Below are 26,255 nucleotides of genomic sequence, written 5' to 3' on the forward strand. Positions count from 1 at the left end.
GCCTACCGCCCGCCGATCAGCTCCAGCAGCAGGGCCCGCTGCACGTGCAGCCGGTTCTCCGCCTCATCCACCACCGCCGAGGCGGGGCCGTCGAGCACCGCGTCGTCGATCTCCACGTTGCGCCGCACCGGGAGGCAGTGCATCACGGTGGCCTTCCCGCCCCGCGTGGAGCGGAGCCGCGGGGCGGTGAGGCGCCAGTCGCGCAGGCCGCGGCGGAGCGCCGCCTCCTCCTCCGGCTTCCCGAACTGCTTCACCGCGCCCCAGCTCTTCACGTAGACCACGTCGGCCCCGACCAGCGCCTCGTCGGGGTCGTTGATGATGTGCACGAACTCGCCGCCCCGCGCCTGCGCGATCCGCCGGATCAGCGCGGTGTCCTCCTGGTCGAGCTCGTAGCCGTCCGGCCGCGCGATGACGATCTCCATCCCCTGGTGCGCCGCGGCAAGCGCCGCGCTGGCCGGGACCGCGGTGGGGAGCGCCTTCGGGTGCCAGGCCCACAGCAGGACAAACCGCTTGCCGCGCGGGTCGCCCAGCTTCTCGCGCAGGGTCATCGCGTCGGCCAGCTGCTGGCACGGGTGCCGCCGGGTGGACTCCATGTTGATCACCGGCTTCTCGCAGTACCGCGCGAAGTCCCGGATGATGCGGTCCTCCCGGACGCTGGCCCAGTCGTCGCCCCGCGGGAACGAGCGCACCCCGACCACGTCGGCGTATCGCCCCAGCACCCGCGCCGCATCCTTGAGGTGCTCCACGGTGGTGCCGTCCATGACGGCCCCCATCTCGGTCTCCAGGCTCCAGCTGCTCTTGCCCGGCTCCAGCACCACCGCGTGGCCGCCGTGCAGGTACATGGCGGTCTCGAAGCTGGTCCGGGTCCGCATGCTCGGGTCCATGAAGACCATCGCCATCACCTTTCGCTCGAGGCCGCCCAGCACCTCGCCGCGCTTGACCTTCGCGGCCAGCGCCAGCAGGGCATCGATCTCCTCGGCCGACCAGTCCTCGACCGTGATGAAGTCACGCTTGGTCACGCCGGCACCTCCTTGCAGGGAACCGCACTCAGCACGGGTAGAGCCCCCCGAAGCGGAGCCCCGCCGTTTCCGGCAGCCCGAGCGACAGGTTCATCGCCTGGATGGCCTGCCCGCCCGCGCCCTTCACCAGGTTGTCCACCACCACCATCACCTGGGCCTCGCGGCCATCCGCCGACTGCGCCGCGTGGATCAGGGCGTAGTTGGTCCCGAGCACGTGGGTCAGCTCGGGCGGCTGCTCCACCAGGCGGATGAAGGGCCGCCCGGCGTAGGCCTCGCGGAAGCGGCCTCGCACGTCCACCGCGCCGTGGGCAGCGCGCGCCGGCTCCAGGTCCACGTGCAGCGTCAGGTGGATGCCGCGGACGAACGGGCCGGAGTGGGTCATGAGCCGCGCCCGCGCCCCGGGCGCCCCGGTCCAGGCGCGCCACCGTTCGAGGATCTCCGCCTCGTGCCGGTGCCCCAGCACCGAATAGGCGAACAGGTTGTGCGCCCGCGCGGGATGATGCGTGGTGGCCTTGGGATGCACCCCGCTGCCGCTCGACCCGGTGACCCCGAACAGCGCCGGCAGGAGCCCCGCGCCCAGTCCGCCGAAGGGGTACAGCGCCAGCTCGGCCGCGGTGGCAAAGCACCCCGGGGCCGCGAGCGCCCGCCTGCCCCGCAGCCCCTCCCCGAGCACGTCGGCCAGCGCGTAGGTGAACTGCGGCACCAGCGCCGGCGCCGGGTGTTGCCCGTAGTAACGGGCATAGAGCTCGAGGTCCTGCACCCGGAAGTCGGCCGCGAGATCGATCACCAGCGGCGCGCCGGCATCGAGGATCTCGGCGGCCACCTTCGACGACTCCCCATGCTCCAGCGCCAGGAAGACCACGTCCGCCCCGGCGGCGGCCTCGGAGGGCGTGGCGCCGGAGAAGCGCGCGTCGGTCAGCGGCGCCAGCTGCGGATGCACCTCGGCGACCGGCGTGCCGGCCTTGCTGCGGCTGGTGGCCACCACCGAGCCGACCTCCGGATGCTCCGCCAGCAGCCGCAGCAGCTCGCCGCCGACGTACCCGGCGGCCCCGATCACCGCCACCCGGAGCGCCACCGGCCCTACGCTCCCGCCAGCGCCGGCGCCGCGAGCCGCGCGTCGAGGGCCTGGCGCACCACCTCGACCAGGGCCGGCGCCTCGCGCAGCGCGTTGAAGGCGGGCAGCCGGAGCTCGGCCTTCACGTAGTCACGGCCCACCTCGTTGTCGGTGGCCGGCCCGGTCAGCACGGTGACCGGGAGGCCGAAGAGGTCGCGCATCAGCGTCACGGCCCCCCAGCAGCCCACCGGGTCGGGGGCGGCCATCACGTACGCGGCGCCCACCGCGGTGAGTTCCGGGTCGCGGAGGATGTCCTGCACCCCGTACTCGCCAAGGATCCCGTCGCCGAGCTCCGCCACGATCACGTCGGGCTTGCTCGCCGCGAGGCGGTTGAAGATCCCCTTGGCGGCGGTGACGGTCAGCCCGGCGCGCGTCGTCGCGATCCCGATGTCATTGAACGTCAGCGCGGCCACGGCGCCGGCGTCGAGCATGGAGAGCGCGTCGCGCATGAGCGAGACGCCGGTCAGCTTGCTGGCGGCCACCCGGAGCCCGGAGCGGCTCAGCCCCCGCACCAGCTCGGTGGCGGCCACCGTCTTGCCCGCGTTCATGCAGGTGCCCGCGATGTAGACCACCGGCACCTGGCTCTCCAGCCGCTCCGCCACCGGGACCGCATGGTCCTTGATGTGGGCCGGGTGGCCGATGCGGTCGCCGAGCGCGGGGAAGGTCAGGATGGCGCCCAGCACCTCCGCCTTGAACGGCATGCCGTTCTCCGGGTTGGCGCTGGTGCAGCGACCCAGGATGCCGCCGAGGTTGAGCACCTCGATGGTGTCGCCCACGGCCACGTGGCTCGGCACCACGCCGGCGTAGCCGCGCAGCGCGCGGCGGTGCCCCAGCGTGCCCGCCAGCACGTCGCCGGCGCGGAGGGAGACCATCCGGCCCGACAGGTCTTCCATCGTGTTGTAGCTCGACTTGTCATGCAGGATGCGCACCGCGAGCACATACCCCTCGGCCGCGATGATCTCGTCGCCGAGGATCACCTCCGCCGTCAGGTGCGCGTTCCGGGTGCTCGACGAGATCTTGTCGAGCCGGATGCGGGTGGTCTTCACCATGGGACCTCCTCCAGCCATGCGAATGGGGATGACCGGTGCCGGCGGGATGGACTGCCCATCCCGCCCCGCGCCGGCGCGCTGCCGCCGCCTACTTCTTCTGGAGGACCCGCTCCGCCAGGAGCTCGGGAATGGCCGACACGCGGCTGAAGGCCTGCGCCTCGGCGCCGGTCCACAGCCGGTTCTCCTCGCCGTAGGTGGCCACGCTGCGGTCCATCATGGAGAAGGGGCTCCGCGTCCCGACCACCTGGAAGCGGCCGGGCGCGAGCCGCACCCGGGTCTCGCCGCTCACCCGCTGCTGGCTGCTGGTGAGGAGCGCCTCGATGTCGCGGAGCGCGGGATCGAAGTAGTGCCCCTCGTGCAGGCGGTCGCCGTAGAAGCGCGCCAGCTGGTCCTTCCAGAAGGCCTGCCACTTGGTGAGCACCAGCTTCTCCAGCTCGCGGTGGGCCGCGATGAGCAGCAGCGCCGCGCCGGCCTCGAACCCGATCCGGCCCTTGATGCCGAGCGCGGTCTCGCCCACGTGGATGTTGCGGCCGAAGCCGTAGGCCTCGCCCAGGTCGCCCAGCAGGCGGATGAGCTCGGGGCCGCCCATGCGCGCGCCATCGAGGCTCACCGGGATCCCCTGGTCCCATCCCAGCGTGATCTCGCGCGCGGCGGGGGCGCCGGCGGGCGGGTCCACCAGCTCGTCCGGGGGGCCGGCCCACGTGTCGTGGGTCCAGCCGCCGCCCCAGGTGGTGCCCCAGAGCCCGCGGTTGATGGAGTAGGCCCCGGCCTTGGGCGGCACCGGGAGCTTCCGCGCCTCGAGATAGGCGATCGCCTGGTCGCGCTGCAGCCCGAGCTCGCGGATCGGGGTGAGCACCTCGAGGTCCGGGGCGAGGACCCGGAACGCGATGTCGAAGCGGACCTGGTCGTTGCCGGCGCCGGTGGAGCCGTGGGCTACGGCCGTGGCGCCCACCTGGCGCGCCACCGCGATGGCCGAGAGCGCCTGCTGGGTGCGCTCGGCGGCCACGGAGAGGGGATACACCTCGCCGCGGAGCACGTTGCCCTGGATGAGGAAGCGCACGAACCGGTCGAAGACCGCCTGCCGGGCATCGACGGTGTGGTGCTGCACCGACCCGACCGCCGCCGCCTGCCGGGCGATGGCCTCGAGATCGGCGGCGGTGGCGCCACCGGTGTTCACGTAGGCGGTGTGGACGGTCCACCCCTGCTCGGCCAGGTGCGGGACGCAGAACGAGGTGTCGAGGCCGCCGGAGAAGGCGAGGACGCAGGTCTTCATGGGGGATAAATATGCATTATGCAACTTCCACCGCAAGGGGGGCCGGCCCGCTCACCCCCCGGCTGCCGCGACCGTGATCTCCACCTCGTCGGACAGCGCGCCCGCCACCGCCCGCACCCGGTGCCGTCCCGGCACCAGCGTCCAGCGGCCGGCGGCCACGGGGCGGCCATCGAGCAGCCACCGCAGCGGCGCGCCAGCCGGGACCCCCGCCGCCCGGAACGGGATCGTGGCGTAGCGACCCTCGAACCCCGGCGGGATCTGGTAGTGATCGCCGTGCTGCGGCGAGGTGATCGTCAGGCGCGCGGTGGGCGCGGCCGGCACCCGGCCGGCCGGTGCCTGGGTCATCGCGGCCGGCCGGGGCGCCGCGGTGCCCCCGGCAGTCGTCGCCCGCCACTCGGCATACTCCACCGGCAGCTCCACGCGCCCCTCCTGGTGCCAGCGGCAGGTGGCCGTCGGCATCGTCCCCGGCAGGAAGTACTCGGTCATCGTGGGGCACTCCGCGCCCGCCAGCGCGCCGGAAAGCCGGCAGATGCGGGCGGGCAGCAACCCCGCCTCGGCCGCGGTGGGCAGGGCGCCCGCCACATAGCGCTGCGCCGTGACCAGCACCGCCCGGTGCAGCAGCGGTCCCGCCCCCGTAATGCCGCTGACCCCCTCCATCGGCCGGCCGTCGAAGTTCCCCACCCAGACACCCACGGTGAAGCCGGCGGTGACCGCCACCGCCCAGTTGTCGGTGAAGTGCCGGCTGGTGCCGGTCTTGGCCGCGGCACGGAAGGGCCAGTCGAAGGGCGTGCCGATGCCGAAGGCGGGGATCCGCGCCTCGGGGTCGGCGAGGATGTCGAGCACCAGCGCCGCCGCCCGCGGTGAGACCACCCGGTGGCCCTCGCCACTGGGCTGGTTGGCGTCACCGGACCACCAGCGTGCCGGGGTCCACACGCCGCCGTTGGCGAGCGCACGGTAACCGTTGGCGAGCTCGAGCAGGGTCACGTCGCCGTTGCCGAGCGCGAGGCCGAGGCCATAGTGCTCGGGGCTGCGGTCGAGCGAGGCGAAGCCGCCCGCCTGGAGCCCATGTAGCAGGGTGGCGTAGCCGATCCGGCTCGCCAGCTCCACGGCGGGAACGTTGTAGGAGCTGGCCAGCGCCTCGCGGGCACGCACCGGGCCGTGAAAGGTGCGGTCGTAGTTGCGCGGGTGATATGGGCCGCCACCGGTCTGGTAGGTGGTGGCCACATCGGCGAGCACGGTGGCCGCGGTCGCTCCCCGATCAAAGGCCAGGGCATAGAGGAACGGCTTGAGGGCGGAGCCGGGCTGCCGGCCGCTCACGACCATGTCCACCTGGCCGGCGCTATCGGCCCAGAAGTCGGGACTGCCCACCCACGCCAGGATCTCGCCGGAGCGGTTGTCGAGGACGACCAGCGCCGCCTGCCGGGCGCCGCGGTCGCGCAGCTGGTCCACGGTATGGCGCACCTCGTCCTCGAGCGCGGCCTGCAGCGCCAGGTCAAGCGAGGTCCGCCAGGTGCCCGCCGCGCGCCGGCCGGACGCGGCACCGTCGAGCAGCACGCGGCTGGTGAAGTGGGGCGCGAGGAACGGACGGCCCCGATCGCCACCGAGGAGGGGCTCGTGCCGCGCCCGGTCCACCTCCTCCGGCGTGGCGTAGCCATCCGCCACCAGGCGGGAGAGGCCGGCCTCGCGCCGGCGCTGCGCCCGCGCCGGATCCACCAGCGGATTCTGGCTGGATGGCGCCCGCGCCAGCCCCGCGAGCAGCGCCGCCTGCCCCAGGCTCACCTCCGTCGGTGCCCGCCCGAAGTAGAGGCGGGTGGCCGCGGCCACGCCGACCGCGCCCTGCCCCATCGGCACCCGGTTGAGGTACTGCTCCAGGATCCCGGCCTTGTCGAGGTGCGCCTCGAGGCGGAGCGCCCAGGCGGTCTGCAGCAGCTTGCCGCCGGCGCCATGGCCGATGGGCCGCAGCAGCCGCGCCAGCTGCATGGTGATGGTGGAGGCGCCGGAAACCACGCCGCCGTGGCGCAGGTTGTCGCGCAGCGCCCGCCCGATGGCGCGGACGTCCACGCCGCGGTGCTGGTAGAAGCGGTGGTCCTCCACGGCCACGAACGCCCGCGGCAGGTCGGGATCCATTTCGTCGAGGCGGAACCACCGGGTCAACGAGCCATCGCCGGCCCGGGTCGAGCGCAGCGCCAGCCCGTGCCGGTCTTCCAGGGTGAGGCTCTGCTGCGCCTCGGGCGCCAGGAGCGCAGGGGGCAGCGGCCACGCCACCCACCCCGCCGCCATGAGCCCGATCAGGGCCCCCGCGGCAAGGGCCCCGCGCACCAGCCGCATCAGCACCGGGAGCCCCCGCTCACTTCACCGTGACGGTGAAGCTCCCGCCGTCGCTGCGCCCGTAGACCGCGGGGTTGTACATCTCCTCGGCGTGGGCCGGCGGCCGCACGAACGTCCCCGGGGTGGTGGCGCGCGCGATGTAGCTCATGGTGTAGGTGCCCTTCCAGAGTACCGTGGCCGAGTAGAGCACCCGGTCGTCGCGGATCTCGCGGAACTCCCACGGCGACCACCACCCCGCGTCCCAGCGGCCGTAGTACCAGTAGCCGCCCGGCGCCTGGTCCTCCCCTCCCTCCTCGTCCGCCTGCTCGGGCGAGAGGTAGGTGGTCGCCTGGTCGACACCGGGGCCCGGGGTCAGGCTCGCGGTCCGGAGGCTCAGGTCGACCGCCTCGAGGCCGGCCGGGAGCGCGTCATCGACCACAATGAACTGCCGCTCCTCGGGGACGGTCACCCGCAGCCGCACCCGCACCAGTTCCCCGGCGGCGACGGAGCTCACCGGCTCGGCCCGGTCGTACCGCTCGTACCACCGCTCCACCCGGATTCCCTGCTCCTCGGGGTTGACCGGACGCTCCTTCGGTACCTCGTGGACGGTGAGGTAGTAGTAGATCGGCGCCCCGGGTCCGGTGGCCGCCAGCTGCACGGCCAGCGTGCGGCCGTCCACCAGCCCGGTGAGCGCCACGCTCGAGTCGCGCATGGCCCCTCGCGCGCTCGCCGCGGGCGCCCCGGCGGAGGAGAGCAGCGTCCGCCCCGCGCCGCTCACCGCGAACGGCCGCGCGGCCGCGGCCCGCGACCGGCGATCGAACGCCGCGAGCGCGCTCACGATGGACGCGTAGTCCTGCGTGTTCCAGTAGTCGAGCGTGCCGGCGCGGCCCTGCTGCACCAGCGTCTCCACCAGCGGTCCCACCAGGGGGCTGGCCGAGTCGACGGCCAGCGTGGCCTGCAGCAGCCGGCCATAGGGCCGGCTGCGGCTGGTGAAGTAGTGCACGTCGCGGAGCGCAACCTCCGGCATCACCGCGCGGCGCCCCTCGACCTTCACCGACTTCCACGCCGGCTCGAGCAGGGTGCGGGCCGCGCGGAACGCCTTCCGCCGCGCCAGCACCTCCGCCAGGCGCACCCGGTCCTCCCACGCCAGCTGCGCCGCGTTCCGCAGCAGCTCGTTCTCGGCGGCGATGTGGGGCTTGCCCAGGCGGCTCAGGTAGTCGACCGCCGCCACCTGGTCGGCGAGCCGCACCTGCACCCGCTCATACCAGCCGATGACCGGCGCGGCGATGGCCTCGGGTCATCGAGCGCCGCGCGCAGGTAGCCACCGAGCCGCGCGAGAACGCTGTCGTCCACCGCGATGCCGGCGGCGCGGGCGTCGAGCAGCGTGGCCCCGGCGTAGGCGCTGAGCCACGGCGTGGTCCAGTCGGTGCTGCCCCAGTACCCGATCCCGCCGTCGGCGCGCTGGCGCCGGCTCAGGATCCCTACCGCGGTCTCGATCTCCCGCTTCGGGTTCCCCTTGAGCAGGGTGGTCTTCGTCTCCAGCTGCGCGCGGTACAGCGCGATGATCGGCTGCGCCGCGCTCGAGGCCTGCTCCGTGCAGTAGTACGGGTACACCCGGAGCTCCCACGACAGGCCCCGGACCACGCTCAGCGGCGAGCTGCCCAGGGTGAGGCTCAGCCGGGAGCGGGCCAGGTCGAGCCCCTCCGGCAGGGCAAACCGCGCCGTGGCGGTGTCGAGCAGCACCCCGGCGATGGTCCAGGCGCGCGGACGGAAGGCCGGACGCACGGCCAGCCGCTGCTCCACCAGGTCGGCGTCGCCGGCGCCGGTGACGCGGAACCGGAACGCGGCGCTGTCGCCGCCGCCCACCGGGTCGCCGCCGGGCTGGCGGAAGGCGAACCGCACCTCGCGGCCGCGGCCGGCCTCGAGGGTGGCCGTCTGGCTCGCCGCGCCCGTGAGCTCCGCGCCGCGCGGCTCGGCCTTCACCGTGACGGTGGGCGTGCCGCCAGCGCGCTGATTCACCACCACGCCGGCCTCGAAGCGGTCGCCCTCGCGGATGAAGCGGGGCAGCGCGGGCCGCGCCAGGAGCGGGCGGGTCACGAGCATGGGCGACTCGCCCTTGCCGTAGCGGTCACCGGCGGTGACCGCCACCGCCATCACCCGGAAGGTGGTGAGGTTGTCCGGCAGCCTGGCGGCGGCCGTCGCGGCGCCGGTGGAATCCGTGAGCACGCTGCCCAGGAAGAACGCGGTGGTCTTGAACTGGGAACGGAGCAGGTCGGCCTCGCCCTGGCCACCGCCGCCGCCGGGGGCGCGGTTGCCCTTCTCGCCCTCGGGCACCTGGGGCGCCACGGTGGTGAGGTTGCTCGCCAGCCGGAGGCCGAGGCCCCGCTCGCGATAGAGCAGGTCGAGCGGGTCGGGGGTGCGGTACCCGGTCAGCGCCAGGACGCCCTCGTCGACCGCCCAGAGCGTGACCTCGGCGCGCTGCCCGCGCCCGTTGCGGTCGGTGACCTTGAGCTGCACCCGCGCGGTATCGGCGGGACGGTACTCCCTGCGCAGCGGCGCCACGGCCACCGTCAGGCGCTTGACCTCGGGCGTCACCCGCAGGTCGGCGTAGCCCACCCGCATGGTGGGGCGGCCCGGGTCGTCGAGCGGGCCCGGCGCGGCGCTGCGGCCGCGGGCCACCACGATGGACACGAAGGCGTTGGGGGCCCACGCCTCGGTCACGGGGAACTTGAGCGTCGTGGAGCCGCTGGTGATGTGGATGCGACGCTGCTCGATCAACCCCTCGCGCTCCACGGTCACCCAGGCATCGGCGTCGGTGAAGGGCGAGGCGAAGAGCACGGTCGCGGTGTCGCCCACGCTGTAGCGGGACTTGTCGGGCACCACGTCCATCTTGAACTGCGACTCGTCGTTCCACGGCACGTAGTCGCTGCCCGTGGCCCAGCGGTAGACGCTGGTCGAGACGGCGCGGCCCTGCCGGTCCTGGGCCTCGAAGGTGAGGATGTAGGTGCCGCCGCCCGGCGGCGTGAAGCGGCAGTTGACCGGCTGCTCACGCTCGGTCTCCACGCCGCAGCGCGCGACCGTGTCCGAGACCCATTCGCCGTAGACCTCGCTGTACCCGCCGCGCGTGCGGTGCACCCGGTGCCACTCCCGCCGTACCACGGTGCCCTTCACCTTGATGCCCTCCACCCGGCGCCCATCCGGCCGGACCGCGATCAGCGCCACGGCCTGCAGCTGCCCCGCGGTCCAGAAGTAGCTCTGGCCCAGCGGCCTGGCGCCTATATAAAAGGAAGCGGGGTGGATCAGGACGCTGGCCTGCGCGCCGACCGACTGCCGGTTGACGTCGGTGACCGAGGCCTCGAGCACCGCCCGCGCCGGCCGGCCCTTCACCGCCGGCCCCACCGGGAAACGGATGGTGGCCCGTCCCTTTCCATCGAGGGTGTCGGTGCCCTGCGCCAGGGTGGTGACCCCGCCCGATTCCTCCTCCTCCCACCACCAGCCGCCATCGCCGAAGTAGTAGCCCTCGGTGCCGGGGATCTCCACCGCGCCGAAGCCGAGCGAAGTCTGCCGGGCCGACCAGGTGAGCACCGCGCGCGCCATGGGGGCGCCGAAGAGGTAGCGGGCCTCCACGGCGGCCGTGGCGGAATCGCCCGGAAAGCGGGGTGCGGAATCGGCGGTGGCCGTCACCAGGAACTCCGGCGGCCGGTACTCCGCCACCCGGTAGTCGGCGGAGGCGAAGTCCTGCCACTCGCCTCCGCGCTTGAGCTGCAGCCGCACCGAGTAGCTGCCGAGCGGCGAGCCCGCCGGGATGGTGAAGCTCTGGGCGGAGGTGCCGAACGCCGTCGGCGCGACGGTGACCTCGCGCAGCGTGCTCCCTTCGCGGTCCTGGAAGATCCAGTGCAGGCTGTCGGTGCGTGCCGGCACGGTGAGCGTGCCGAGGTTGCCGTTCCGCACGATGGCCTTGGCGTAGACCGGCTCGCCCGGGCGGTAGATGCCCCGCTCGGTGAAGACCGCCGCCGCGAGCGGGTAGCGGTCGGTGCCGTAGGCGGAGCTGACGTTGAAGCGCCACGGCGAAAGGTCGGGGTCGTAGCTGGAGATGCTGGTGAGGGCCTTGTCGTTGCCATCACTCGCCACGACGTACCCCTGGAAGCCGTACTCCTCGCTGCTGCTCGAGTCCGTGACGTAGGGACCCAGGACCGCGATCCCGTCGGCGGTGGTGCGGGCGGTGGCGCGGACCTTCCCGGTGGTGCCGTAGAGCGTCACCGTGGCGCCCGCCCGCGGCTTGCCGTCGGACACGCCCGTGACCCAGACCACGCCGCCGGAGAGGCCGATCTTGGCGTGCACGGCGAGGTCGGTCACCTGCACGATGGCGTAGGGCTGGTTGGCCTGCCAGTCCTCGGAGAGCGTCGGGCTGGTGACCTTCACCAGCTGCAGGATGGGCGCGCTGGGCCGCTGCATGTTGTACAGCGGCAGCTTGACGCCGAAGATGCGCACCCGATCGCGCGGCCCGGTCACCCGGATGCGGGTGGTGCTGGCGCCCTTGAGCACTGCGGCGAGGGCGCTGTCGTCCTGGTTCCAGCGGTTGTACTGCAGCATGGCCGGGATCAGCCGTGCCGGCACCGGCGCGATGGTCACGGCCAGGGTGTCGACGTTCACGTACTTGACGGCGAGGGTGCGGAACGGCGCCCGCTCGACGGTCATCCGGCCGTACTCGTGCTCCACCAGCGGCGCATAGCCGGTGGTCCGGAAGCCCGCGGCGGGATTGCCGGTGAGACGCTGCCCGAAGATGTCGGTGAGGGTGGGCGCCGCGCTCACCGCGTAGGCGGTGTGCGGCGTCAGCGTGGTCTCGAGGTACCAGGTCTCGGAGGTCTCGGAGGTATCCGACACCGAGAACGACACCTTGGGCAGGATGCCGATGCCCCGCTCCACGTCGGCGCCCCGGACCGGGGTGGAGAACTCGAGCCGGATGCCGCCGGCGGGGCAGACGTCGCCGCCGCCACAGCTCGCGCCCACCAGGCGGAATCCGGTATAGGTCTGGAAGCCCCAGCGGACGAAGGGCCGGGTGTTCTCGGGATCAATGCTGCTGGGCAGCACCAGCTCCCCGGCGCAGTCGAGCGGGAGGGGCCGCACCGGCACCAGCTCAACGATCCGGCGGAGCGAGTCGGCGCCGTGGTCGCGGTCCCACCCGCCGGCCTCCTGGAACTGCCAGGGCGCCTCGTCATCGATGGGGCGCTGGCCGCGGACCCGCAACGGGATGGCGCCGGGCGCGCGACAGGTGGAGCTGAATTCCACGTAGCCGAGCTGGCGCGCGGCCTCGGCGCCCAGGGGCGTGGAGTAGACCACCTCGAAGGTGGATTCGGGCGTCAGGAACCGGGGATGTTCCCCCTCGCTCACCGGCAGGCCGGTCAGCAGGGTCGGTCCGCTGACAGCAAAGGAGTACACGTAGGGCTCCGCCAGCCGGCTCCCGTCCATCGCCTCGAAGGTGCTGGCGATGGTGACCGTGTAGCTGGTGCCCGGGGTGAGCGGGGCCGCCGGCAGGAATCGAAGGGTCACCGGGTCCCGCCATTCCGCGCGGCCGGCGAGCGCCGGCGTGATCCGCAGCAGCCCCGCCGGGTCGACGGCGCGGTCGAGCGAGCCCGCCACGGGCCGGTCGAAGATCACCTGGATCGGCGCGGTGGGCAGCGCCTCGCCGGAGGGTGAGGAGGACAGCACACGGAGCGGCGTGGGCGGCTCGGTGGCCGCGACGGCAAGCACCACGGCGGCGAGGACTCGCGGGGACCACATCGGGGAGAACTCCGGAGAGGGCGGGAGCGCACAAGATCGTCGACCCGGGGGAGACGGTCAACACGCGAAAAAGTGACAGGACGCAGGCGCCACGCATGGACGGTCCCCGCACCGCCACGCGAACGCCTGCGACCTGCCACCTTTCCTCCCCTTCCAGCGATGCTCCCGGACGCGGACCGGCGCCCGTCAGGATCCGCCTGGTCACCTCTCCCGGGGCGACCGCGGCAGGCGGGCGCCAGCACGCCGGTGCCGGCGCGCGCGCCTGCGCGCGGAAGTGCCCTGGGTTCGGGGCCAGGAACCCCGGACGGCGCTCAGCGGAGCTCCGCGATCCACCCGTAGTCCTCCAGCCGGACGACCTGGGCTCCGCCGCCGGCCGTCAGGGGGACCTCCAGCGTGTGGCCCACCGACAGGTACAGCCGCTCCACCGCAGCCTGGAAGGCCGCGGGGCAGCTCCCGGTGACCTGGGCCTCCGCCCCCCCCTCCGGTGCCGCCCACGAAAGGGCGAGCCACGTCTCCGCCCCATCCCGCTGTTCCCGCGCCACGGCCTCGACCACACCCGTGCTGGTCAGGGTCAGGGTGCAGGCCGTCGCGGCCTGCCCGTGCTGGCCGCAGAACCGGATCACGGCGGAGCGCTCCAGCAGCCCGCGGAACCCTCCCGCCGCGTCCCGGATCAAGGTGCCGGTCAGGGTCTCGCTGCCGCCGTTCACGCACTCGGCACCGGAGACATACTGCGGCCAGTCGCTGGTGAGACGCACGCCCCAGATGGCGCGGACGGCGGGCCGGGTGTCCCCGGGTGACGGGGACAGCGGGTACGGCGCCGCCAGGGCGACCTCCGCCTGCGCCGCGAGCGGCGCGGCGGTGACGAGTGGTTGGGCAAGGAACAGCAGTACGCGGAACGTGGCACGCATCGGATCTCCCAGCGAGTGATGGGATCCCCTAGGACAAGTCCCGTGCCGCGGCCCCGGGTGGCGGCCGCTCGTGCGGTACGCACCCGGAAAACGATGATGATGGAAGGGGTTAGCGATCCTGCGGTGAGAGCGATGATGGACGGGCCTGGCAACCCGTCACCATCATTTCTGTTCCTGCCCGACCCACCCGGCACACAAATGGGGTGATCGGTTGCGTCGATTCAGGTATAACGGCCCGGCTTGATGCCGTACTTCCGGAGCTTGTAGCGGATGATCCGCTCGGTACTCCCCAGCGCCTGGGTGATCTCGGCCACGGAGCCCCGGGCCTCCTTGAGGGCGTCGACGAGGATGTCGGCCTCGAAGCGCTCGACCATGGCCTTCATGGGGCCGCGCGGCGGCCCGGCCAGCTCGGGCACCTGGAGCGAGGGCGGCAGGTGACGGCCATGGATCGCGGGACCGTCGGCCACCACGACGGCGCGCTCGATCACGTTCTCGAGTTCGCGCACGTTGCCGGGCCAGTGGTACCGCATCAGCATGTCGATCGCGGGAGTGGTCAGCCGGGTGACCGGCTTCTGGTGCGCCATGGCGTATTTCTCGATGAAGTGGTCGGCCAGGAGCAGGATATCGGTCTTCCGGTCGCGGAGCGGCGGCAGGAACACCGGAAAGACGTTGAGCCGGTAGTAGAGGTCCTCCCGGAAGGTCCGCTGGCGGATGGCCTCCTCGAGGTCGCGGTTGGTGGCGGTGATGATGCGGACGTCGACCGGGATCGGGTCGCCGCCACCCACCCGCTCGAACTCCCGCTCCTGCAGCACCCGCAGCAGCTTGGCCTGGGTGGCCAGGGAGAGCTCCCCGATCTCGTCAAGGAAGATGGTCCCGCCGTGGGCCCGCTCGAACCGCCCCGCCTTGCGGCTCAGCGCCCCGGTGAAGGCCCCGCGCTCATGCCCGAAGAGCTCGGATTCCATGAGGGTCTCGGGCAGGGCGGCGCAGTTGACCTTGACCAGGGGCCCGGCGGCGCGGGGACTGTGGAAGTGCAGCGCCGAGGCGATCAGCTCCTTGCCGGTGCCGGATTCACCCCGGATGAGGACGGTGGTCTGGGTGCCGGCCACCTGGGAGACCTGCGCGAGCACGTCGCGCATCGGGCGGCTGGTGCCGATCAGGTGACTGAAGTCGTAGCGCTCCCGCAGGGTCTGCTTGAGGCGGCGGTTCTCCTCTTCCAGGGGCCGCTGGGTCTTGAGCCGGAGCGCCACCAGCGCGGCCACCACGTGGAGGAACTTGACCAGCGGGGCGGTGTCGTCGCCGGGGCGGTGGGGCAGGTCCACCGAGAGGGCGCCGACGGCCCGGTGGTCCACCAGGATGGGCACGCAGGCAAAGGTCACCGCGTCGGCAGGATGCAGGCCCCGGCGGAGGGTGCGGTGCAGGAAGCGCGGCTCCCGGGCCACGTCCGGCACTACCATCGGCCGCCCGGTCGCGACCACCTCTCCGGTGATCCCCTCCCCGACCTGGTACCGGGCCAGCCGGCCCTCCTGCGGCAGGTCGAGGGAGGCCTCGATGTAGAGCTCCCCGGTCTCTTCGTCCAGCAGGGTGAGGGAGCCGCGGAGGGCTCCCGGGTGGCGGCGCAGCAGCGCCATCACCTCCCGGAGCCCGTCGTGCAGCGGGGTGGACCCGCCCAGGGCCTCACTCACGTCGAACAGCGTGGCAAGCTCGACCAGCTCCTCGACCGGTTCGGGGGGGTGGACGGGCAACGCGGCGGACATCGTCATGGATACCTCCAGGGCTGACAAAGCGAACGGCCCGCTCGAGGGAGGAGCGGGCCGCTGAATGCATCAGGGCGCCAGGCGCCGGCCACGCTCCGGGTCAAGGAATCCCATTACCCCGGCAATTATTCGGGGTGACCAGGGCGTGACCGGCGGCGCGAGGCGACATGAATGCAAGAATAGGGGGGAGGGGCGGCGGCGTCAACGCGGCTTGGGGGCGGAGGCGGCGCGCCGGACCGCCGGCCGCAGCCGGGACAGCGAGAACTCACGCCCGGTGATGATCAGCACCACGGAGCACACGATCACCAGCGACGCCAGCAGGGCCCGCGGGGTGAGCGCCTCGCCGCCGAAGGCCCAGCCCAGGAAGACCGCCACCATCGGGTTCACGTAGCCGGCGGTGGCCACCTTGTTGGGGGTGGTGACCTGCAGCAGCCAGGCAAAGGCCGTGAAGGTGACCAGCGACCCGAAGACGATCAGGTAGAGGACCGACAGCCCCGACTTGAGCGTGACCAGCCCCGGGTCGAAGTGGCGCGGGTCGCCGTGCAGCAGGCTCGCGCCGAACAACCACACCCCGCCGGCGAGCATCTCCATGCCGGAGACCTGCGGGGCGCTGGCGGGCAGGTCGGCGGTGCGGGACAGTACCGACGCCAGGGCCCAGGCGAAGGTGGAGCACATGAGGAGGGCCACCCCGGCGGGGTCGGCGTGCCCCGCGTCGCCCTGGCCGGGGAGCACCAGCAGGGCCACCCCGGCAAACCCCAGGGCGATGCCGGCGAGGACCATGCCGGTAGGCCGGGCGCCCCCGGGACGGAGCCATTCGAGCAGGGCGGTCCAGACCGAGACCATGGCCACGATCAGGGCCACCAGGCCCGAGGGAATGGACTGCTCCACCCACACCACAGCGCCGTTGCCCACCAGGAAGAACAGCGCCCCGAGCAGGAAGGCCCAGCCCCACTGCACCGGCCGGGGGCGCGGGGCGCCCCGCAGCCGGGACCAGGCGTAGAGCAGCCCGCCGGCCACGAGGAACCGGACCCCCGCCATGAGGAGCGGCGGAATGGTGTGGATCGCGAAGGCGATCGCAAGGTAGGTCGAGCCCCAGATGAGGTAGATCGCCGCGAACGCGAGCAGCAGGGTGAGGCGGTGCCGCGCGGCCTGTTCAGGCGTCATGGTCCACCCCCTTGCCGGTGGGGAGCGGGAGCGGCGCGCCTTCCTTGACGGTGGCCAGCACGATGGTGCTGCGGGTGTTGCGGACGCCCTTGAGGCGCCCGAAGCGCTCGTGCAGCAGGCGGCTCAGCGCGGCGGTATCGGGGACCCGGACCTTGACCAGGTAGCAGTCCTCCCCGGCGACGTGATGGACCTCGAGGACCTCCGGGACCCGGGCGAGCGCCTGGCCGATGGTGCCGAGCCCGACCCGCTCCTCGGTGCGGACGAGGATGAACGCGGTGAGCCCGAGGCCGACGGCGCCCGGGGCGATCCGGGCGGTGTACCCCTGGATGATGCCCTTCTGCTCGAGCTTCCGGATCCGGTCGAGGATGGCCGAGGGCGCCATGTCGAGGCGGCGGGCGATGTCCGCGTTGCTGGTGCGGGCGTTGGCCTGCAGCAGCTGCAGGATGGCCAGGTCGGTGGCATCGGGCATCGGGGTCTCCAGGGCGCGGGCACCCACGAACGTTCGGCTCATTGCTGAAAATACCGAACAATCGTCGGCGAGCAACCATCCCGGGCGCCCGATCGGCGGACTCATCCCCACCCGGCCCCCGCCGATACTGGAGGGTGATGCGCCCTGCCTCCTTTTCGGCCGATGCCGCCCCGGGAAGCGGCCCCGCCCCGGGCCGCCGCGGCGGCGTGACCGCCGCCCTCGCCGCCCTCGAGGCCGCCGTGCGTCGGTTCGACTCCGAGGCCGACCGCGCGGAGGCCGACGGGACGGTGCGGCGCCTGGCCCGTGCCCTCGTGGAAGGGGGCGCGCTCGAAGGTCGGCCGGAGCAACTGGGGGCCGCCGAGGCGGTCCTCCAGGCCGACCCCCAGGCCCTCCCCGCCGCGACCGCGGGACTGGTGAGCCTGCTCCACCGGGCCGTCCAGGCCCCTGGTGCCCGGGCCGGGGGGATCATCCTCATCGTGGAGGATGACGTGCTCTTTGCCCGCGCGCTGGAACGCGGGCTCAGCGTCCACGGCCGCCGGGTGGTGACGGTCGGGACCGCCGCCGGCGCCCGGGAGGTCCTGCGCCAGACCCCGGTCGACCTCGTGCTCCTGGACCTGATCCTGCCCGACGACGACGGCCGGGCCCTCCTCGTGGAGTTGCGCTCCCATCCCCGGAGCTCGGGGGTGCCGGTCTTCGTGGTCTCCGCCCGACTCGGCAGCCAGACCAAGGCGGAGTGCTTTGCCCTCGGGGCTGATGCCTATTTCGAGAAGCCGCTCGATTTCGAGGCCTTCGCCGTGGCGGTGAGTTCCCGGCTGGAGCGGCACGCCACTCAGGCGGAGCTGGCCCGGCGGGATCCGGTCACCGGCCTGCCCAACCGGGCGGCGTTCCTCGAGCGCCTGGCGCACCTGCGCCACGCCAGCCCGGCCGACACCCGCTTCGCCCTCGCGGTCCTCGACCTCGATCACTTCCGGTGGATCGAGGAGACCTGGGGACGCCAGTTCGCGGACAGCGTGCTCCGCCGGGCCGGGATCCGGCTGGCCATGGTGCTGCGGCAGGCGGCGGTGTTTGCCCGCTGGGACGGGGCGGAGTTCATCGCGCTCTTCGCGGGCCGGACCGCGGCGGAGGCGGCCGTGATCGTGGATCAGGCGCGGGGCATGCTTCGCCGGGTGGACTTCCGCGCCACGCCAGAGGCGCCGCTCACCGTCAGCTTCTCCGCCGGGGTGGTGGACCTCGAGGCCGGGCAGGCCATCGAGGAGGGTCTTGCGCAGGCCGACCGGCTCCGGTACGTGGCCAAGGCGTCCGGCCGGAACCGGGTGGTCTCCGGCGAGGCGAGCCTCGCGGTCCCGTCCCGCCGCGTGCTGCTGGCCGAGGACGACCCCGCGATGCGCCGCCTGGTGACCCAGCACCTCCGCCGGGAGGGCTTCGAGGTGGTGGCCTATCCCGACGGTGAAGCGGCGCTCGCCGCCCTGCCCACCTCGGGCGCCAGCCTCATCATCAGTGACATCCAGATGCCCAACCTCGACGGGCTCGCGTTCCTCCGCGCGCTGCGGGAGCAGTCCGACCTGCTGCATATCCCCGTGATGATGCTGACCGCGGTCGGCGACGAGGCCCACATCGTCCGCGCGTTCGAGCTCGGCGCCGACGACTACCTCACCAAGCCGGCCTCGATGCGCGAACTCGTGGTCCGGGTGCGCCGGTTGCTGCGTCGCCCGAGCCTCGCGGGGGTCCCCGCGGCCTGACGCGGCGGTGGCGCCCTCCCCCCACGCCGGTACATTGGGGGCATGACCTCCCCTCCCGTCAGCTACCGCCGCACCCTCGGGCTCTTCTCCGGCACCATGGCCGTCGTCGGCGGCATCATCGGCTCCGGCATCTTCATCAACCCCGCGATCGTGGCCCAGCGCGTCGGGACCGCGCCCCTGACGCTCGGGATCTGGATCCTCGGGGGCGGTATCGCGCTCATCGGCGCCTTCTGTTTCGGGGAGCTGGGGCAGCGGCGGCCGCAGGCCGGCGGCAGCTACGTCTACCTGCGCGAGGGGCTCGGGGCGCTCCCCGCGTTCCTGTATGCCTGGGCCCTGCTGCTGGTGATGGCCACCGGCGCCATCGCGGCGGTCGCGGTGACGTTCGCGAGCTACGCGGTGCCGCTGCTCGGGCTGCCGCCCGGCTGGGGCCGCCCCCTCGCGGCCGCCGCGATCGCGGCGCTCACCTGCATCAACTACCTCGGCATCCGCCCGGGCGCCTTCACCACCAACATCTTCACCGTGCTCAAGCTGGTGGCGCTCGGCTTCCTGATCGCGGTGGGGGTGGCGTGGGCGGCGCCGGCCGCGGCGGCCCCCGCCCCTCCGGCGCCGGCCCACCCCGCGGTGGCCATCGCCGCCGCGCTGGTGCCGGTGCTCTTCGCCTACGGCGGCTGGCAGCAGACCAACTTCATCGCCGAGGAGATCATCGACCCGCTCCGGAACCTGCCCAGGGCGCTGGTGCTCGGGGTGGTGATCGTGGTGGCGGTGTACCTGCTGGCCAACGTGGCTTACCTGCGTATGCTCGGGCCGGCCGGGCTCGCCGCGAGCGCGGCGCCCGCGGCCGACGCGATGCGCGCCGCGCTCGGTCCCGCCGGGGCGCTGGTGATCAGCCTCGGCATCACCGCCTCGACCTTCGGGTTCCTGAACCTGGTCATCATGGTCTCGCCCCGGGTGTACCGCACGCTGGCGGCCGACGGGCTTTTCTTCCCGGCGTTCGCCGCACTGCACCCGACGCATCGCACGCCGGGGACGGCCATCCTGTTCCAGGGACTGTGGGCGGAGCTGCTGCTGTTCACCGGGCGGTACGGCCAGCTGCTCGACTACGTGGTGTTCTGCGACTGGATCTTCTTCGGGCTGTGCGTGGTGGCGCTGTTCGCCATCCGGCGGCGCGATGCCGCGGCGGGGCGCACCGCGGCCTTCCGGGTGCCGGGATGGCCGGTGACGCCGCTGCTGTTCATCGCGGCCTCGCTGTACGTGGTCGGGGGGTCCATCATCTCGAACCCGCGGAACGCGCTGCTGGGCACGGCCATCCTCCTGCTCGGGATCCCGGTATTCCTGTTCTGGAAGCGGCGGCCGCCCCGGGCCGCGCCGCCCGGGCCCTGAACGCGCGCGGCGCCCCCGGCCACCGGGGGCGCCGCAGGCAGCTGCCGGGGCCCGCCGCTCAGCGGCCGCGCCGGATCCGGATCCCGCCGTTGACGGTGGTCAGTTCCAGCGTGCGTCCGCCCTCCCCGATCCGGCCGCGCAGCGACCGCGGGTTCACCCGGCCCGTCACGTTGATGGGGAAGTCGGTGTCGATCGCACCGTTGACCGTACTCGCCTCGACGTCGGCGCTCGCCCCCGCCGGCAGGGTGACGGTGATCCCGCCGTTGACGGTGGTGAACTTCACGGACCGCTCCAGGACTCGGCTGCCCAGGCTGGCGTCGATCGAGCCGTTCACCGTGGTGGCCTCGACCATCCCGGCCGCGGAGACGCTCACGTCGCCGTTGACGGTACTGATGGCCGCGTCGGCGGGGAGGGACTCGCCGGTCACGTCGCCGTTGACGTTGCTGCCCTCGAAGTGCACGCCGGCGGGCACCTGCACCTCGAACAGCACCTCGACGTCGTTGTCGCGGGGGTTCATCGTGCCACCGCCCGGGCGGCACTCGTTGGCCCGCCCGCCCCGGCGCGAGGGATACACCGCGCAGATCGTCACGCCCCCGGCGTGCTCCACCACCTTGATCTCCACCGAGTCCGGATCGTCGTCCTTGGCCCGCTTGGTGGCGGTGACCAGGGCCTGGGCCCCGTCGGCGCGGGTGGCGCGGATGCGGCCGTTGATGCCCCGGACCTCGAGGGTCCGGCCGCTGGCGAGGGCCCCCTGCCAGCGGAAGTCCTGGGCGCCGAGGGGCAGGGCGGCCAGCGCAGGGAGGGCGAGGGCGAACATCAGGGAACGCATGCAGTCTCCAGGGGGAGCGCGGTGAAGGGTCAGCGCGGGCTGCCGCTCCTGCGGAGCGCGACCGTGCCGTCGAAGGACTCCAGCTCGAGCCGGGCGGCGCCCGTCCCGAGGGTGAAGCTGAGCCGCCGGCCACCGGCGGCGCCGGTGACCGTCACCGGGAAGTCGGACTCGAACTCGCCACTGAAGGTGGAGACCGAGACCTCGGCGTCGATGGTGGGGACCGTCACCGTCACGTCGCCGTCGTGCGACGTGAGGTGGTAGCGCCCGCCGGCCTCGAGTACGCCGGTGAATTCGATCTCGCCGTCCACGGTGCTGGCGTCCACCCGCGTGGCGCGGACGTCCGCGAGCCGGATGGCCCCGTCCACGGCATTGGCCCGGAGTTCGCCCCGGGCGCCCCGCACGGTGATGCCCCCGTCGACGGTGGACAGGTTCACCCGTCCATCCACGTCGGAGATGTCCAGGTCGCCCTCCACTGACTGCACCGACACGAAGGACACCCCGCCCTGCACCGTGACGTTCCCCTCGACGGTAGAGAGGTTCACCTCGCCGCGGGTGCCACTCACCCGGATGTCCCCGCTCTGCGAGGCCAGGTCCAAGGTGAGGTCCGCGGGCACCGTGAGGCGCCAGGTGACCTCGGGCGGGCCGTAGCGGCTGTGGGCGCGGACCCGCAGGCTGCGCGCGCCGGCATTGACCTCCACGCGGGTGTCCTCGTCGTGGTCCGCCTGGATCCGGACGGAGGGCCGGTTCCAGGTGGCCACCGTGATGGCCCCCTCGAAGCTGCTGAGCTCGAGCCGGGTGGCGCCCCGGACGGCGATCGTCGTGTCGGTGCCCTGAGGCACCGTGGCCAGCGCAAGAAGCAAGGTCAGCATCAGGCAGTCCCCATGGGTCAGCTCACCGCGCGGCTGAGGACCGCGGCCCGGCGGAGCAGGTCGAGTTTGCGCAGCCGGGTCTGGGTCAGGTGCCCGGCGAGGTATCCGTTGGCGGGATCGGTGGCGAGCGCGCGCTCGGCCTCCCCGATGGCCCGGTCGATCAGGGCGAGCTTCTCCTCCAGCACCCGGACGGTCAGCGTGTCGAGCCGCCCGCGGCCCTGGGCCAGCTCCGCCTCGAGGGCCCGCACCGCCCCGGCGTAGCCGCGGTCGACGCCCGCCCCGGCGGCGCTCACCGCGGGGTCCGGCGCAGGCGCGACGGCGAGCGCCGGGACCGGCGGACGGGACCGGGTCCACACCAGCACGCTGCCCCCCGAGAGCACCATCAGCGCGAGGGCGGCGGCGAGCAGCAGCGGCAGCGGCAGGGCCACCTCGCGGCGGCGGCCGGGACCGGCGCCGATGGCCGCGGCCACCCCGGGCCAGAGGTCCCGGCGCGGCGGCTGGTCGTCGAGGGCCTGGGCCCGCACCACCACCCGGCGCAGTTCCTCGAGCAACGCGGCGCATTCCGCGCAGCCGGCCACGTGGCGCTCCAGCCGCGCCGCGCGCTCGGCGGGCAGTCCGCCATCGAGGTACTCCGAGCATTCGTCCGGCAGCGGATGGATCATGGCCTCACCCCAGGGTCTTGCGCAGCGCCATGCGCGCGTAGTGCAGCTGCGACTTGGAGGTCCCGACGTTGATGCCGAGCATCCCGGCGATCTCCTCGTGCCGGTAGCCCTCGACGTCGTGCAGCACGAACACCTGCCGGGCGCCCGGCGACAGGCGCGCCATCGCGGTCTCGAAGTCCAGCCCATGCGCCGGGCTGGCGGGGCGGCCGGGGAGGTCGATCCCGCCGTCCGGCTCCTCCGCGAACAGCCGCCGCCAGCGGCCCCGCGAGGTGCGCCGGTTCAGGATCACGTTCACCGCCAGCCGATGCAGCCAGGTCCCGAAGGCCGCCTCGCCGCGGAAGGTGCCCAGCTTCTGCCACGCCCGCACCAGCACCTCCTGGGTCACGTCCTCCGCCTCCTCCCCGAGCATCCGCCGCACCAGGTTGTGCACCCGGTTCACGTGCCGGCGGTAGAGCCGCTCGAAGGCGTGCGCATCCCCGCTGGCCGCGAGCGCGGCATCGATGGCGTCGGCGTCGGCGGTGCTGGCGTCGGTGGTCCGCAGGGTTCCGGTTCCCGTGTGCGTGGTCAGCATGCGCCCGGTTGGACAGTCCGGGGTCGTCCCGGTTGGAACGGGAGGCCCGGGATCCGGGTTTCGGGCCGTGGCGCCGGGGGGGGCGGGGGCCCTGCCTCAAGGCCCGGCCCATCCTAACCGATTATTGGGATGCGACTTCGAGGGGCCGGCCCACCCCGATCCACTGTCCAGGAATGGTGTCCTTGCACGGCATGGTCAACAAGCGGGTCCCCGGCAGCGCTCCGACGGGCGCGGCGGACGGCGAGAGCCTCTCCGTCCTCACGGCGCTCCCCTGCGCGATCTTCGTCTGCCGGCCCGACGGCCACTGCACCTTCGTCAACGCCCGCTGGGCCGCCCTCACCGGGCTGGGCCTGGCCGAGGCGCTGGGCGCCGGCTGGCAGCGGATCCTGCCGGACGAGGGCTGGCCCCGCCTGCTCGCCCGCTGGGGCGCCGACCTGGACAGCGCCACCGAGGTCACCGAGGAGGTGCAGTGCCGCCGCGCCGACGGCACCGCCTTCTGGGCCCGGCTGCACTTCGCCCCCCAGCGCGGGGCGGACGGCACCCTCGAGGCCTGGGTGGGCAGCCTGGGCGATACCACGCTGGAGCGGAAGCGCATCGAGGCCGTCCGGGCCTGGGAGTCGCGGCTCCGGGAGAGCGAGGAGCGCTTCCGCACCCTCGCCGACCAGGCGCCCGTCCTCATCTGGATGTCGGGCCCCGATACCTCGTGCAACTACGTCAACGCCGAGTGGCTGCGCTTCACGGGGCGGTCGCTGGAACAGGAGCTGGGGATCGGGTGGAGCGAGGACGTGCACCCCGACGACTACGCCGACAGCCAGCAGACCTACGCCCGGTCGTTCGCGGACCGGGTGCCCTTCCAGATGGAATATCGGCTCCGGCGCCACGATGGCGAGTACCGCTGGCTCGCGGACCACGGCTCGCCGCGGTACCTGGCCGACGGCACCTTCGCCGGCTACGTCGGCATCTGCACCGACGTGACCGAGACCCACCGGGCCCGCGAGGTGCTGGAGAACGAGCGCTCGATCCTCGGCGAGAGCATCGCCCAGGCGCCGATCGCCATCGCGCTGCTCGACACCGACCTGCGCTACCTGGCCTGGAGCCGGCAGTGGCTCGCGGATTACGGGCTGGGCGACCGGGACCTCCGGGGGCTCAGCCACTACGAGGTGTTCCCCGACATCCCCGAGCGGTGGAGGGCGCTGCACCGGCGCGCCCTCGCGGGCGAGGCGCTCAACAGCCCGGATGACCTCTTCGAGCGCGCCACCGGGGAGAGCACCCACCTGCGCTGGGCCATCCATCCGTGGCGGCGCACCGACGGGAGCTGTGGCGGCATCGTGATGGTCACCGACGTGATCGACGACCTGGTCCGCGCGCGCCAGCAGGCGATCGATTCCGCCCGGCTCAAGTCCGAGTTCCTCGCCAGCATGAGCCACGAGATCCGTACCCCGATGAACGGGGTGATCGGGATGACCGGCCTGCTGCTCAGCACCGAGCTCACCGCGGACCAGCGCGACTGCGCCGAGACCATCCGCAGCTCCGCCGAGGGACTGCTCACGATCATCAATGACATCCTCGACGTCTCCAAGATCGAGGCCGGCAAGCTGAGCATCGAGGTGGCCCCGTTCGACCTGCTCCGCGCCTGCGAGGACGTGGCCGACCTGCTGATGCCCCGGGTCCAGGAGAAGGGGCTGGAGCTGATCGTCCGGGTCCCACCGGAGGTGCCGCGCCACGTCGTCGGGGACGCCGGGCGGGTGCGCCAGGTGCTCACCAACCTGGTGGGCAACGCGGTCAAGTTCACCGAACGGGGCCAGGTCATGATCGAGGTGGCCCCGGAGCCCGCGAGCCCAGGGCGCGCGCTGCTGCGTTTCTCGGTGAGCGACACCGGGATCGGTATCCCGCGAGAGAAGCAGGACGCGATCTTCGAGCAGTACACCCAGGCCGACGCCTCGACCACGCGGCGCTACGGTGGCAGCGGCCTCGGCCTCACGATCAGCCGCCAGCTGGTGCGCCTCATGGGCGGCAGCATCGGCGTGCACAGCGAGGCCGGCCAGGGCAGCAGCTTCTGGTTCACCCTCCCCTTCCCGCTGGCCGCCGCGGGCGCCACGGGGGAACCGGCGCCGTCCCCCGGCGGGACCCGGGTCCTGGTGGTGGACGACGTGCCCCAGGTGCGCCGGGTGATGACCGAGCAGCTGCTCGCGCTGGGGGCCTCCCCCGAGGCCGTCGGATCCGGTGCCGAGGCCCTGGCCCTGCTGCGGCAGCAGCGGGCGGCGGGCGATCCCTTTCGCGTGGCCTTCCTCGACTGCGGGCTCGGCACCGAGACCGGCGCCGAACTGGCCCGCACCATCCGGGGCGACCCGGCGATCGCCGACACGCCACTGGTGCTGGTGAGCGGCATCATCACCCAGCCGCGGGAAGGGTGGCTGCGGGGGGAGGGGTTCGCCGCGCTAGTCCGCAAGCCGGCCCGCCGCGACGACCTCCAGGCCGCGCTCCGGCTGGTCCTGACCGCGGGGGGCGCGGCGGAGCCGCCGCCCGGCGCCGAGGCGCGGCGGGCGGTGGCATCGGCCGGGCTGGTGCCCGCCATGGCCCCGGCCGCGCCTGCGCCAGGGACCCTGCGGGTGCTGGTGGTGGACGACAACAGCGTGAACCAGAAGGTGGCCGCGCGGATGCTGAGCCGCCTCGGCTGCCGGGTGGACCTGGCCGCCAACGGGCGGGAGGCGCTCGACCTGGTGGGCCAGGTGGGCTACGACGTGGTCTTCATGGACTGCATGATGCCGGAGATGGACGGCTATGAATCGACCGCCGCCATCCGGCAGCTGGCGACCGAGGCGAGCCGCACCCCGATCATCGCGATGACCGCCAACGCCATGCAGGGCGACCGTGAGCGCTGCCTTGCCGCCGGCATGGACGACTACCTGAGCAAGCCGGTGCAGCCGGAGCAGCTGGCCGAGGCGCTTGCGCGCTGGACCGGCGCGGTGGCCACGGCCATCACCCCGGCCGCGCCGCCCCCCGCCCAGGCCGGCTCGGTGGACCGCGGCGTGATCGAGGGCTTTCGCCAGCTGCAGGAGCCCGGGGCCCCCGATATCGTCACCGAGTTCATCGACCTCTTCCTGGAAGACCTGCCGGCCCGGCGCGAGGCGATCATCGAGGCCCTCGGCACGGGCGAGGGAGAGCGGGTCCGGGCCGCGGCCCACGCCCTCAAGAGCAGCGCCGCCTACATCGGCGCCCGGGAGCTGGCGCGCCTGTGCAAGGAGGTGGAACAGCGTGCCCGGGAGGTGGACCTGGTCGGGGCGGGCCGGGCCGCCGGCGAGCTGGAGGCCGAGGCCCGGCGGGTGGTCCACGAACTGGGCGCCCTGCGGGCGCCGGTGCGCTGAGC

The 26,255-nt window shown here is 73.3% G+C and carries 18 protein-coding genes; 3 read left to right on the top strand and 15 right to left on the bottom strand.

Features of this window, described 5'->3' with window-relative positions; all coding sequences use genetic code 11:
• Positions 1-2: 2 nt before the first annotated feature.
• From IPJ95_18720 to IPJ95_18770, 11 genes are all read right to left on the bottom strand, one after another.
• Entirely contained in the window at positions 3-1,019 is a 1,017-nt protein-coding gene (locus tag IPJ95_18720) for an N-acetylornithine carbamoyltransferase (protein MBK7925635.1), read from the bottom strand.
• A 28-nt stretch (positions 1,020-1,047) separates the two neighbouring features.
• Complete coding sequence (argC, locus tag IPJ95_18725; GenBank protein ID MBK7925636.1) at positions 1,048-2,094, bottom strand: N-acetyl-gamma-glutamyl-phosphate reductase; 1,047 nt, start codon at positions 2,092-2,094, stop codon at positions 1,048-1,050.
• Positions 2,095-2,099: 5 nt separating this feature from the next.
• On the bottom strand, positions 2,100-3,182 hold the full coding sequence (locus IPJ95_18730) for a hypothetical protein (GenBank protein ID MBK7925637.1): 1,083 nt from the start codon (positions 3,180-3,182) through the stop codon (positions 2,100-2,102).
• Between the two features lie 88 nt (positions 3,183-3,270).
• Entirely contained in the window at positions 3,271-4,455 is a 1,185-nt protein-coding gene (argG, locus tag IPJ95_18735; GenBank protein MBK7925638.1) for an argininosuccinate synthase, read from the bottom strand.
• A 51-nt stretch (positions 4,456-4,506) separates the two neighbouring features.
• The gene (gene pbpC, locus IPJ95_18740) at positions 4,507-6,783 is read right to left on the bottom strand and encodes a penicillin-binding protein 1C (GenBank protein ID MBK7925639.1); all 2,277 of its coding nucleotides are present in this window, start codon (positions 6,781-6,783) and stop codon (positions 4,507-4,509) included.
• Positions 6,784-6,802: 19 nt separating this feature from the next.
• Positions 6,803-8,011 carry a hypothetical protein gene (locus IPJ95_18745; GenBank protein MBK7925640.1) on the bottom strand — a complete coding sequence of 403 codons (1,209 nt, stop codon included), beginning with the start codon at positions 8,009-8,011 and terminating at the stop codon, positions 6,803-6,805.
• Entirely contained in the window at positions 7,972-12,543 is a 4,572-nt protein-coding gene (locus tag IPJ95_18750) for an Ig-like domain-containing protein (protein MBK7925641.1), read from the bottom strand. The genes IPJ95_18745 and IPJ95_18750 overlap by 40 nt, the downstream gene beginning before the upstream one ends.
• Before the next feature lie 311 nt (positions 12,544-12,854).
• Entirely contained in the window at positions 12,855-13,451 is a 597-nt protein-coding gene (locus IPJ95_18755) for a hypothetical protein (GenBank protein MBK7925642.1), read from the bottom strand.
• Between the two features lie 221 nt (positions 13,452-13,672).
• The gene (locus IPJ95_18760; protein ID MBK7925643.1) at positions 13,673-15,211 is read right to left on the bottom strand and encodes a sigma 54-interacting transcriptional regulator; all 1,539 of its coding nucleotides are present in this window, start codon (positions 15,209-15,211) and stop codon (positions 13,673-13,675) included.
• Between the two features lie 195 nt (positions 15,212-15,406).
• On the bottom strand, positions 15,407-16,369 hold the full coding sequence (locus tag IPJ95_18765; protein MBK7925644.1) for an EamA family transporter: 963 nt from the start codon (positions 16,367-16,369) through the stop codon (positions 15,407-15,409).
• Positions 16,359-16,838 (bottom strand): Lrp/AsnC family transcriptional regulator, encoded by a 480-nt coding sequence (locus IPJ95_18770; protein MBK7925645.1) that lies wholly within the window; start codon positions 16,836-16,838, stop codon positions 16,359-16,361. The genes IPJ95_18765 and IPJ95_18770 overlap by 11 nt, the downstream gene beginning before the upstream one ends.
• Positions 16,839-16,975: 137 nt before the next feature.
• On the opposite strand from IPJ95_18770, the gene IPJ95_18775 reads away from it, so the two are divergent.
• On the top strand, positions 16,976-18,577 hold the full coding sequence (locus tag IPJ95_18775) for a response regulator (protein MBK7925646.1): 1,602 nt from the start codon (positions 16,976-16,978) through the stop codon (positions 18,575-18,577).
• Between the two features lie 42 nt (positions 18,578-18,619).
• Positions 18,620-19,957 (top strand): amino acid permease, encoded by a 1,338-nt coding sequence (locus tag IPJ95_18780; protein MBK7925647.1) that lies wholly within the window; start codon positions 18,620-18,622, stop codon positions 19,955-19,957.
• Positions 19,958-20,015: 58 nt separating this feature from the next.
• Here IPJ95_18780 and IPJ95_18785 read toward each other — a convergent pair whose 3' ends face one another.
• The 4 genes from IPJ95_18785 to IPJ95_18800 are packed head-to-tail and all read right to left on the bottom strand — an operon-like array spanning position 20,016 to position 22,888.
• Positions 20,016-20,786, bottom strand: a complete 771-nt coding sequence (locus IPJ95_18785) for a DUF4097 family beta strand repeat protein (protein MBK7925648.1) — start codon at positions 20,784-20,786, stop codon at positions 20,016-20,018.
• Positions 20,787-20,815: 29 nt separating this feature from the next.
• Positions 20,816-21,655 carry a DUF4097 family beta strand repeat protein gene (locus IPJ95_18790; GenBank protein MBK7925649.1) on the bottom strand — a complete coding sequence of 280 codons (840 nt, stop codon included), beginning with the start codon at positions 21,653-21,655 and terminating at the stop codon, positions 20,816-20,818.
• 17 nt (positions 21,656-21,672) lie between these two features.
• Positions 21,673-22,317: a zf-HC2 domain-containing protein gene (locus tag IPJ95_18795; GenBank protein ID MBK7925650.1), complete on the bottom strand. Its 645-nt coding sequence runs from the start codon at positions 22,315-22,317 to the stop codon at positions 21,673-21,675.
• A gap of 4 nt (positions 22,318-22,321) precedes the next feature.
• Positions 22,322-22,888 (bottom strand): RNA polymerase sigma factor, encoded by a 567-nt coding sequence (locus IPJ95_18800; GenBank protein MBK7925651.1) that lies wholly within the window; start codon positions 22,886-22,888, stop codon positions 22,322-22,324.
• 182 nt (positions 22,889-23,070) lie between these two features.
• Between IPJ95_18800 and IPJ95_18805 the strand changes: the two genes are divergently transcribed.
• Positions 23,071-26,253, top strand: a complete 3,183-nt coding sequence (locus tag IPJ95_18805; protein ID MBK7925652.1) for a response regulator — start codon at positions 23,071-23,073, stop codon at positions 26,251-26,253.
• The last annotated feature ends 2 nt before the right edge of the window (positions 26,254-26,255 follow it).

It is taken from the genome of Gemmatimonadota bacterium (genome assembly GCA_016713785.1).
Lineage (GTDB): Bacteria > Gemmatimonadota > Gemmatimonadetes > Gemmatimonadales > GWC2-71-9 > JADJOM01.

Coding starts and splice junctions, on each gene's coding strand:
- IPJ95_18790 (MBK7925649.1), bottom strand. CDS start 21,655: ATGCTGACCTTGCTTCTTGCGCTGGCCACGGTGCCTCAGGGCACCGAC.
- IPJ95_18795 (MBK7925650.1), bottom strand. CDS start 22,317: ATGATCCATCCGCTGCCGGACGAATGCTCGGAGTACCTCGATGGCGGA.
- argG (MBK7925638.1), bottom strand. CDS start 4,455: ATGAAGACCTGCGTCCTCGCCTTCTCCGGCGGCCTCGACACCTCGTTC.
- IPJ95_18775 (MBK7925646.1), top strand. CDS start 16,976: ATGCGCCCTGCCTCCTTTTCGGCCGATGCCGCCCCGGGAAGCGGCCCC.
- IPJ95_18770 (MBK7925645.1), bottom strand. CDS start 16,838: ATGCCCGATGCCACCGACCTGGCCATCCTGCAGCTGCTGCAGGCCAAC.
- IPJ95_18750 (MBK7925641.1), bottom strand. CDS start 12,543: ATGTGGTCCCCGCGAGTCCTCGCCGCCGTGGTGCTTGCCGTCGCGGCC.
- IPJ95_18755 (MBK7925642.1), bottom strand. CDS start 13,451: ATGCGTGCCACGTTCCGCGTACTGCTGTTCCTTGCCCAACCACTCGTC.
- IPJ95_18765 (MBK7925644.1), bottom strand. CDS start 16,369: ATGACGCCTGAACAGGCCGCGCGGCACCGCCTCACCCTGCTGCTCGCG.
- IPJ95_18800 (MBK7925651.1), bottom strand. CDS start 22,888: ATGCTGACCACGCACACGGGAACCGGAACCCTGCGGACCACCGACGCC.
- IPJ95_18730 (MBK7925637.1), bottom strand. CDS start 3,182: ATGGTGAAGACCACCCGCATCCGGCTCGACAAGATCTCGTCGAGCACC.
- IPJ95_18785 (MBK7925648.1), bottom strand. CDS start 20,786: ATGCGTTCCCTGATGTTCGCCCTCGCCCTCCCTGCGCTGGCCGCCCTG.
- pbpC (MBK7925639.1), bottom strand. CDS start 6,783: ATGCGGCTGGTGCGCGGGGCCCTTGCCGCGGGGGCCCTGATCGGGCTC.
- IPJ95_18780 (MBK7925647.1), top strand. CDS start 18,620: ATGACCTCCCCTCCCGTCAGCTACCGCCGCACCCTCGGGCTCTTCTCC.
- IPJ95_18760 (MBK7925643.1), bottom strand. CDS start 15,211: ATGACGATGTCCGCCGCGTTGCCCGTCCACCCCCCCGAACCGGTCGAG.